The sequence below is a fragment of the Psittacicella gerlachiana genome, assembly GCF_003585965.1.
GTDB classification, from domain to species: Bacteria; Pseudomonadota; Gammaproteobacteria; order Enterobacterales; family Psittacicellaceae; genus Psittacicella; species Psittacicella gerlachiana.
Genome location: NZ_NRJF01000014.1, coordinates 1 through 10,949 on the forward strand (window position 1 = coordinate 1; position 10,949 = coordinate 10,949).

A 10,949-nucleotide genomic window follows, 5' to 3' on the forward strand; every position below is an offset into this window, starting at 1 on the left:
CATAGCAAAAGAGGCTAGCCTCTTTTTATTTTGCTATAAATTTCAGTAGCGACTAAAAAATATTACTCACAAATAAAATATATTTGGAACAATAAATCGTTAAATATAGATGACCAAAGTATCGTTTATAAACAATACATTCAATACATTTTGTATTCGAACTCTTATTATATCAATAATGTTCATTACTGTTAAGAGCTAACAACAATATAGCTCTTGATGTTGAGATTTTTGATAGATTAAATACAAAATGTTAGATTTATTTATTATTTTAAGTGTCATTTGTTAATAAATTTTTCTCTAAACTTGATAACTTTTGACATATTTATTCATAAACCTAACTATTTGATATTTACTCCTTAAACTGAAAATATTTACCACGTTTTTATCAAAAGTTATCTTTTATTATCACTAAGTCAGAGCATAAAAGATAAATATACTCATAAACCTTGATAAAACTTTCCATAATAATCACCCCACTCTAACAAAATTTCACAATGTTTCTTACAAACTACCACCAATTTTTTTGCTAGATATAAAACTTACCTATCTTTATAGATTAAGCATAATATTTATTAATCATATATCTGTTCTCCAAGAATGAATCGGAAAATAAAAATGCTTTTATCTCTTACACCTACATTCAAACTTACAACAATTCTAATAACTTAAAATAAAGCATAAATAAAATCCCCTCTAGAGTGAAATCTAGAGGGGATTTTATTTTTTCGAATATAAGTTTCAGTTTGAAACTACAACAAACTTCAAGTTAACTCTTTGCAGAAGATTGACATGAATCCAATCTACTATTATCCAGTTGTTAACTTATTACAGAAATTAATTTCTGCTTGTACCGCTTGATGCTCTTACTGATTGTGAAGAACCACCAATAGTTTCACAGTTTTGCAGATAAGAATTTGTATCTTCTGGAGTGAAACCGTATTTACGTGTGATTTCTTCTGGACTTAAATTGCTTAAGTCAGCTTCAGTAACTCCATACTTAGCATTGAGATTACTATTGTTCAGTACACAAACTTGAATTTCGTTGCTACCTTCAAACTCAACTGAAAGAGTAGTGCTTTCACCTATAGCTTGATCACTACGAGTTTCATCATTTACTGTTTGATCGTTATAAGGTTCAACCTTATCAACTTCGTTGGTGATGTCTGAACGTTCCATAGCTTCTCTATAAACAAGATCTTCAGTAATTCTCGAACTTGCAAGCTCTTGACTCACACTACGTTCTGTAATGTTAGGTGCGTCTAGAGTACCATTGTTATTAATATCACCCCAAACGTTAATAGTAATATTGTCCGTAGCATTCACAGATGTGTTTTCACCAGCATTGAAGCTACCATTAGATGAATTGATAACTACAGAATTATTACCTGCATCTAATGAAGTATTACCAGTTAAGTTTACATCATTACGTACATCAATCGAAACATTACCATTAGGTGCATCTAAATTCGTATCGTTAGCATTTAGACTACCATTTGGAGAAACAATGTTCACTCCTTGGTTACCCGTAATATTCGAATTATTTAACGTAATATTCTCTTGTGCAGAGATGTTAACAGAACCATTAGATGAAGTTAAGTTAGTACCATCAACACTTACATTACCAGTTGAAGAATTAACATTAACACCTTGCTCACCACTTAGGTTAGAGTTCGTTAAGCTAATATTATTTGGTGCGGTAACGTTTACTGAACCGTTTGCAGAAGTTAAGTTAGAACCTGTAACATCAGCTGAACCATTTGCAGAGGTAATATTAACGCCTTGGTTACCACTTACATTTGAATTGTTTAATGAAACATTCTCTTGAGCTGAAATGTTCACTGAACCATTTGCAGAGGTTGCATTAGTACCGTCAACAGATACATTACCTTCTGTAGAGTTAACGTTAACACCTTGATCACCGCTTAAGTTCGAGTTAGTTAAGTTAACATCTTGTGGAGCAGTTACGTTTACAGAACCGTTCGCAGAAGTTAAGTTAGTACCAACTACATCAGCTGAACCATTTGCAGAAGTAATGTTAACGCCTTGGTTACCACTTACATTTGAATTGTTTAATGAAACATCTTCTTTAGCAGAAATGTTCACTGAACCATTTGCAGAGGTTGCGTTAGTACCGTCAACAGATACATTACCTTCTGTAGAGTTAACGTTAACACCTTGATCACCACTTAGGTTAGAGTTAGTTAAGTTAACATCTTGTGGAGCAGTTACGTTTACAGAACCGTTCGCAGAAGTTAAGTTAGAACCTGTAACATCAGCTGAACCATTTGCAGAAGTAATGTTAACCCCTTGGTTACCACTTACATTTGAGTTATTTAATGAAACATTCTCTTTTGCAGAGATATTCACAGAACCATTCGCAGATGTAGCATTAGTTCCGTTAACAGATACATTACCTTCTGTAGAGTTAACGTTAACACCTTGATCACCACTTAAGTTAGAGTTGGTTAAGTTAACATCTTCAGGAGCAGTTACGTTTACTGAACCGTTCGCAGAAGTTAAGTTAGAACCAGTTACAGTAGCTGAAGCATTTGCTGAAGTAATGTTAACACCTTGGTTACCACTTACATTTGAATTGTTTAATGAAACATCTTCTTTAGCAGAAATATTCACTGAACCATTCGCTGAAGTAGCATTAGTACCATTTACAGTTACGCTTCCGTTAGTTGAGTTAACATCAACACCTTTATCACCGCTTAAGTTAGAGTTAGTTAAGTTAACATCTTGTGGAGCTGTTACATTTACAGAACCGTTAGAAGAAGTTAAGTTAGAACCTGTAACATCAGCTGAACCATTTGCTGAGGTAATGTTAACGCCTTGGTTACCACTTACATTTGAATTGTTTAATGAAACATTATCTTGAGCAGAGATATTCACTGAACCATTTGCAGATGTAGCATTAGTACCGTCAACAGATACATTACCTTCTGTAGAGTTAACGTTAACACCTTGATCACCGCTTAAGTTAGAGTTAGTTAAGTTAACATCTTGTGGAGCTGTTACATTTACAGAGCCGTTTGCTGAAGTTAAGTTAGTACCAACTACATCAGCTGAACCATTTGCAGAAGTAATGTTAACACCTTGGTTACCACTTACATTTGAATTGTTTAATGAAACATTCTCTTTTGCAGAGATATTCACAGAACCATTCGCAGAAGTAGCATTCGTACCATTTACGGTTACGCTTCCGTTAGTTGAATTAACATCAACACCTTGATCACCACTTAAGTTAGAGTTGGTTAAGTTTACATCTTCAGGAGCAGTTACATTAACTGAACCGTTAGCAGAAGTTAAGTTAGTACCTACAACATCAGCTGAACCATTTGCAGAAGTAATGTTAACCCCTTGGTTACCACTTACATTTGAATTGTTTAATGAAACATTCTCTTTTGCAGAGATATTCACAGAACCATTCGCAGATGTAGCATTAGTTCCGTTAACAGATACATTACCTTCTGTAGAGTTAACGTTAACACCTTGATCACCACTGAGGTTAGAGTTGGTTAAGTTAACATCTTGTGGAGCAGTTACGTTTACAGAACCGTTCGCAGAAGTTAAGTTAGTACCTACAACATCCGCAGAACCATTTGCAGAAGTAATGTTAACGCCTTGGTTACCGCTTACATTTGAATTGTTTAATGAAACATTATCTTGAGCAGAAATGTTAACTGAACCATTAGCAGATGTAGCATTAGTACCGTTAACCGTTACGCTTCCATTAGTTGAGTTAACATCAACACCTTGATCACCACTTAAGTTAGAGTTGGTTAAACTTACATCTTCAGGAGCAGTTACATTAACTGAACCATTAGAAGAAGTTAAGTTAGATCCTGTCACGGTAGCAGAAGCATTTTGTGAAGTGATATTCACACCTTCTTTACCTTCAGCAACAGAGTTGTTAACTGATACATTCTCTTTCGCTGAGATGTTTACAGAACCATTCGCAGAAGTTGCGTTAGTACCATTAACCGTTACGCTTCCGTTAGTTGAGTTAACATCAACACCTTTATCACCACTTAAGTTAGAGTTTTCTAAAGTAATGTTTTGTGGAGCTGTTACGTTTACAGAACCGTTTGCTGAAGTTAAGTTAGTACCTACAACATCCGCTGAACCGTTTGCTGAAGTAATGTTAACACCTTGGTTACCTGATACATTTGAATTGTTTAATGAAACATTCTCTTTTGCAGAGATATTCACTGAACCATTCGCAGAGGTTGCATTAGTTCCGTTAACAGATACATTACCTTCTGTAGAGTTAACGTTAACACCTTGATCACCACTTAAGTTAGAGTTGGTTAAGTTAACGTCTTGTGGAGCTGTTACGTTTACAGAACCATTAGCAGAAGTTAGGTTAGTACCAACTACATCAGCTGAACCATTTGCTGAGGTAATGTTAACGCCTTGGTTACCACTTACATTTGAGTTGTTTAGTGAAACATTCTCTTTTGCTGAAATGTTTACAGAACCATTTGCAGAGGTTGCATTAGTACCATTTACGGTTACGTTACCTGTTGTAGAGTTAACATTAACTCCTTTATCACCACTTAGGTTAGAGTCTGTTAAGTTAATGTTATCAGGAGTTGTAATATTAACTGTACCATTGCTTGAGTTAGCTGTAGTACCGTTTAAATCAATGTCACCTGAAGTTGTTGATACTTCAACTGCTGCTTTACCTGAAAGATTACTGTTAGTTAGAGTAACTCCTTGGTTTGCTGTTACAGCAGCTGTACCATTTGCAGCAGTAATGTTAGCTCCTTCAACTGTTGCTGTACCATTTACTGCAGTTACAGTTGCGTTCTCTTTAGCTTTAATGGTAGTACCATTAGTTAAAGTAACATTTTCTGGAGCAGTTACTGCTACAGAACCATTTGTAGATTCTAAAGCAGAGTTAGTTACAGTTAAGTCACCTTGAGGCACTGTAATGCAGAGATCATTGTAACCAGTAATATTTGCATTATCTAAAGTTAAGCCTGTATTACCACTTACTGTTGCTGTACCACAAGTAGAGGTTACATTAGCCCCAGTAATACTTAATGATCCTTCTTCAGAAGTTACATTTGCATCTTTGTTTGCAGTTACAGTAGTACCATTATTTAATGCTACATCACCTTTTGCGGTTACTGAAGCATTACCTTCAGTTGCATTTACTGAAGTGTTATTTAGAGTAGCTGTACCATTTTCCGCATCAACAGTAACATCAGCACCAGAAATATTTGCATTAGTTAGAGTAACGTTTTCTTTTGCAGATACATTTGCAACACCATTAGTTGCAGTTACGTTAGCTCCTGTTACTGCCACACTCGCATTTTCAGAGTAAACAGTTGCATTTTCTGTTGCGGTTACAGTTGTACCATTACCAAGAACAACATCTTCTTTTGCAGTTACCGTAGCATTACCTGCAGTTGCGTTTACTGAAGTGTTATTTAAAGTAGCAGTACCATTTTCAGCATCAACAGTAACATCAGCACCAGAGATATTTGCATTAGTTAAAGTCACGTTATCTTTTGCAGTAACTGTAGCTGTACCTTCTTGTGCTGTAATATTTGCACCTTCAACCGAAAGGTTTCCATTAGGAGCAGTTACATTCGCATCTTTCTTCGCTGTTACCGTAGTACCATTAGTTAAAGTAACATTTGCAGGACCAGTAACTGTTACATTACCTTCAGTTGAAGTTAATGCAGAGTTAGTTACGGTTAAATCACCTTCTTTAACAGATACATTTAAGTCATTAGCACCAGATACATTAGCGTTATCTAAAGTTAAGCCTGTGTTACCTGAAATAGTTGGTGTACCAGCAGTTGCAGTTACATTAGAACCAGTTAGGCTTAATGCACCATTAGTTGCTACTACGCTTGCGTTTTGAGCAGCTGTAACATCTGTACCATTACCTAAAGTTACGTTGTTAGCAGCAGTTACGCTTGCATCGCCTGAAGTAGCATTTACTTTAGTGTCAGTTAAAGTAGCATTACCTGTTGTTGCAGTTACGTCTACACTTGCTCCTGAAACATTAGTATTGCTTAAGTTAACATTTTTAGAAGCAGTAATAGTTGCATTACCATCAGTTGCAGTAATGTTTGTACCTTCTGCAGTTACATTACCGTCTTTAGCTTCAACTGTTGCATTACCTTTTGCAGAGATGCTTGTGCCATTAGTTAAAGTAACATTTTTTGGACCAGTAACACTTACATTACCCTCTGTTGAAGTTAATGAAGAGTTAGTTACGGTTAAATCACCTTGATTTACAGTTACATTTAAGTCATTAGCACCAGATACATTAGCGTTATCTAAAGTTAAGCCTGTGTTACCTGAAATAGTTGGTGTACCTGCAGTTGCGGTTACATTAGAGCCAGTTAAACTTAAAGCACCTTCAGTTGAAGTTACAGTTGCATTTTGAGCAGCTTTAACTTCAGAACCATTACCTAAAGTAACATCACCTTTTGCAGTTACATTTGCATCACCTGAAGTAGCATTTACTTTAGTGTTAGTTAATGTAGCATTACCTGATGTCGCAGTTACGTCTACACTTGCACCTGAAACATTAGTATTGTTTAAGTTAAGATCTTTAGATGCAGTAATAGTTGCATTACCATCAGTTGCGGTAATATTTGTACCTTCTGCAGTTACATTACCGTCTTTAGCTTCAACTGTTGCATTACCTTTTGCAGAGATGCTTGTACCATTAGTTAAAGTAACATTTTTTGGACCAGTAACACTTACATTACCTGCAGTTGAAGTTAATGAAGAGTTAGTTACGGTTAAATCACCTTGATTTACAGTTACATTTAAATCTTTAGCACCAGATATATTAGCGTTATCTAGAGTTAAGCCCGTGTTACCTGAAATAGTTGGTGTACCTGCAGTTGCAGTTACATTAGAGCCAGTTAAACTTAAAGCACCTTCAGTTGAAGTTACAGTTGCATTTTGAGCAGCTTTAACTTCAGAACCATTACTTAAAGTAACGTTACCTTTTGCAGTTACACTTGCATCACCTGTAGTTGCATTTAGTTTAGTGTTAGCTAAATCAGCTGTACCATTAGTTGCAGTTACTGTAGTATCTGTACCACTAATGTTAGAGTTAGTTAAAGCAACATTTTCAGCAGCGGTAATTGCAACTTTGCCATCTGTAGAAGTAACGTTTGTACCATTTAGAGTTGCATTACCTGAGTCAGAAGTTACAGATACTGCACCTGAACCTGAAATGTTAGAACCGTTACCAACTGTTAAGTCACCTTTTGCAAATACGGTTGCATCACCTGAAGTAGTCGTAATGTTATTGTTACCTGCAGCTGTTAAGTTACCTTCAGTAGCATTTACCGTTACTCCAGTAGCAGCTGTAACATCTGAACCATTACTTAAAGTAACATTTTGTTTAGCGGTTACATTAGCTGCCCCTGTAGTTGCAGTTACATCAGAACCATTTGCTAAATCTACATTACCATTTTGTGCATTTACTGTAGCATCAGTTTGCCCTGAAACATTACTATTATCTAAAGTAACATTTTGGCTTGCAGTAATAGTCGCTGCTCCAGTTGTTGCAGTTACATTAGTACCAGTTAAAGCAACATTACCTGTAGTCGCAGTTACAGTTGCAGTCGTACCTTCAACTGTAGAACCATTACCTAAAGTAACATCAGTTTGTGCAGAAACTTCAGCAGCTCCTGAAGTTGCAGAAATATTGTTGTTACCTTGACCTTCAACTTTACCAGTAGAAGATTTAACTGTTACTGAATCAGCACCCTTAACATCAGAACCATTGCTTAGAGTAATGTCTCCATTTGCAGTTAAGCTAGTATCACCACCAGCAGAAACTATATCTGAGCCGTTTGCTAAAGTTGCATTACCATTAGTTGCAGTTACAGTTGCACCTGTTTGTGCAGAGATGTTACTGTTATCTAGAGTAACGTTTTGACTTGCCGTAGCAGTTACTTTATCAGTTGTAGAGGTAATATTCGTACCATTAGCAGTTAGATTACCATTTTTAGCTTCTACAGTTACTGCTCCTGAAGCGGTAACATTTGTACCATTACCTAAAGTTACATTTTTTGCTGCTTCTACATTAGCTGTACCTGATTTAGCTTCTAAGGTAGTGTTATTCGCAACTACATTACCAGTACTTGAGTTTACGGTTAAGCTTGTATTTGAAGTAAAGTTAGCATCTGATAAAGTAATATCACCTGAAGTAGCATTTAAGGTTACATTATCAGCTGCTAAACTTGTATTTGCCGCACTAATAGTTCCTGCTTCATAAGTCGCATTACCAGCAACTGTTTGGCTTACATTAGCCATAGTTAGGCTGTTGGTAGTAATATTTAAACTACGACCTACTGTAAATGAGATACCATTAGAAGTATTAGCTGATAAGTTTACTGATCCCGCTTGAGTAGAAATATTTAAGTCACGACCAGCACTTACAGTTAATGAAGTAGCATTTACATTTTTTGCTCCATAAACACCAACATCACCATCTGTAGCATTTGAGGTTGTCAATGAAGAGCTATTAGTAAAGCTTACATTTTGTGTTGAAGTATTACCAACTGAGATTTCTTCATTTGTAGCTACTAGTGAAGCATTATCTAAGGCAATCTCTTGACCACGAACTCTTAAGGCTTTATTAGCATTAACTGTAGTATTGGTTAAGTTAGTATTAGTAACCCCTGTTAAGTTTACGGTACTTTGAGTAGAGTTTACTTTTGTATCAGTTACACTTAGATTACCTGATTTAGCTTCAACTACAATAGAATCTTGTGAAGTTAAATTGCTATTGTTAGATAGAGCTACGTTACCAGCACTTGCAGTTACATTAATTAAACCAGTATTTGCAAGGATCGTAGTGTTATTTAAAGTAGTATTTCCTGCAGAGGTAACATTTACGCCTGTAACACCAAGAATTGTCGAGTTAGTAACATCCGCTACAGATTTAACATTAACATTTGCACTATTTGTAGCGTTAATATGCACATCTGTGAAATTAACTCCACCATTATCATAAGCACTTCTGCTTCCGTTAGTTAATGTTTGAGCAGTACCTGCTGCTACTTGAGTAACATTTACATTGTAACCACTGATATTAGTGTTACATGAGAAGTTTGTAGAATAATTACTACTAATATTTACACTAGCATTTGCTTTAATTGTAGTATTAGAGAAGATTAAACGTGAACCTTTAATCTCAATTTGAGAATCTGTTGCTGTAGCACTAGAATTCTCTACAGTAATATTAGAGTTGAGGACAAACACCCCATAAATTAAGTGGTTTCCATACTCTGAAAAAGAGTAGTGTGAGTTGTTTGTTGTTGTGTTTAATACTACTTTGGTTCTTGAGTAAAGTGTTGAACAACCACCAAGAGAAATAGCATCAGCAGCGGTTAAGCTAATAGTTCCATTTGCTCTAATTGTCGAGTTTGATAATAGTAAAGAAGCACCAGCATCTACAGTATTGTTAGTTGTAGTTGCGGTAAAAGTACCACCAATATTAATGTTGGTATGGTTCATTAAAATTGAACCACCGGTAATAGTGAAATTAGCGGTATCATTTGAAGCTGAAATATTAGCTTTAAAGAAATCTAGTCTGTATTTTGCAGTAATTGTAACTGCACCTTTGCTTAACCAATCACTTACATTGGCATCAGAAAGTAAAGTATATTGATAATCTCCAGCATTTGCGGTAAGCGTGCTAGATGACATATTGCTAGGTGTTCCACCTACAATACCTACTCCATAGTAACGAGTATTTACATAAGAGCTTTCTGTTTCATTTAAACTCTTCCAGCTAGTAGCATTAACAATTACGATATTATCTGGGTCAATTAACCAATTACCCCAAGTACCATAAGTAGAAGTGGTATTTACGTCGATGTTATTACCAATTTGTAAATTGTTACCTGAAGTCTCAATGAAACCACCGTTACCATTTACCGAGGTAGCATATAATTTACCATCAACTTGAGCAGTATTACCCCAGAAGTAAATTGAACCAGCATCTCCTGAAGTCCCTGCAACATTAACTACAGATTCTTTATCAGCAACTGAAACTGCAGCTAATACTTTAGTTCCTTGTCCTTGGTAGTCTCCACCAATATTAACAGTGCCACCTTGAGCTCCAGAAGCGTTAATTACAGCATTAGATTCTAGAGCAACATAGTCACCATAAACCGCAACATTACCTGCTTTACCTGTTGTATTAGCGGTTTGAATTGTTCCGTTTACGACAACTACACCAGTTTGGTTAGAGATGTTTGCAGCATATTCAGTGTTGTTAACAGTTATATTTTGCACTGTATTAGATTCTGCCGCACCGAATAATACTACTTCACCAGTTGAAGTAATAGTAGCTTTACGTGCTGAATCTTGAGCAGAGATCACATCTGCAAATTGTTCTGCAGTAGTATAACCATTAGCTACTTTATTCGCTAATAAATAAGTTCTTTTTGCAACAATTTCCCCTAAGTTTACTGCTTTGTTGTCTGCAGTTACTTTATAAGAGATTAGAGGATTTTCTAAATCTTGAATCGTAATTGAGTTACCAGCTAAAAGGTATACTGTACCGTTTTTCGCTTCTAATACTCCAGTATTTACTACTTTACCACCCACTAAAGCTAAAGTACCATTGTCTTCTACTTTAATAACCCCTTGGTTAAGTACTGAAGCAATAGCTTGATCTTTATCTTGATTAAATACGTAGTTACCATTTAAGAAATCTTCATTTGAGATATCTAAAGTTGAAGCTACTAAAGAGTTAACATCTACAACCGCATTAGCACCAAACACGATACCAGCTGGGTTAACGATAAATACTTTACCATTAGATTGTAAGGTACCTAGGATTTGTGAAATTTCACCACCTAGAACACGGTTTAGTACAGCTGAGTTCGAATTCTCTTGCAAGAATTTTACAATCTCATTTGAGTTAATATTAAATTTTTCCCAAT

The 10,949-nt window shown here is 35.7% G+C and carries 1 protein-coding gene; it reads right to left on the reverse strand.

All coding sequences use genetic code 11. The features are described from left to right. Window positions 1–837 precede the first annotated feature (837 nt). Window positions 838–10,905: a hypothetical protein gene (locus tag CKF59_RS07825; protein ID WP_222985440.1), complete on the reverse strand. Its 10,068-nt coding sequence runs from the start codon at window positions 10,903–10,905 to the stop codon at window positions 838–840. Window positions 10,906–10,949: the final 44 nt, after the last annotated feature.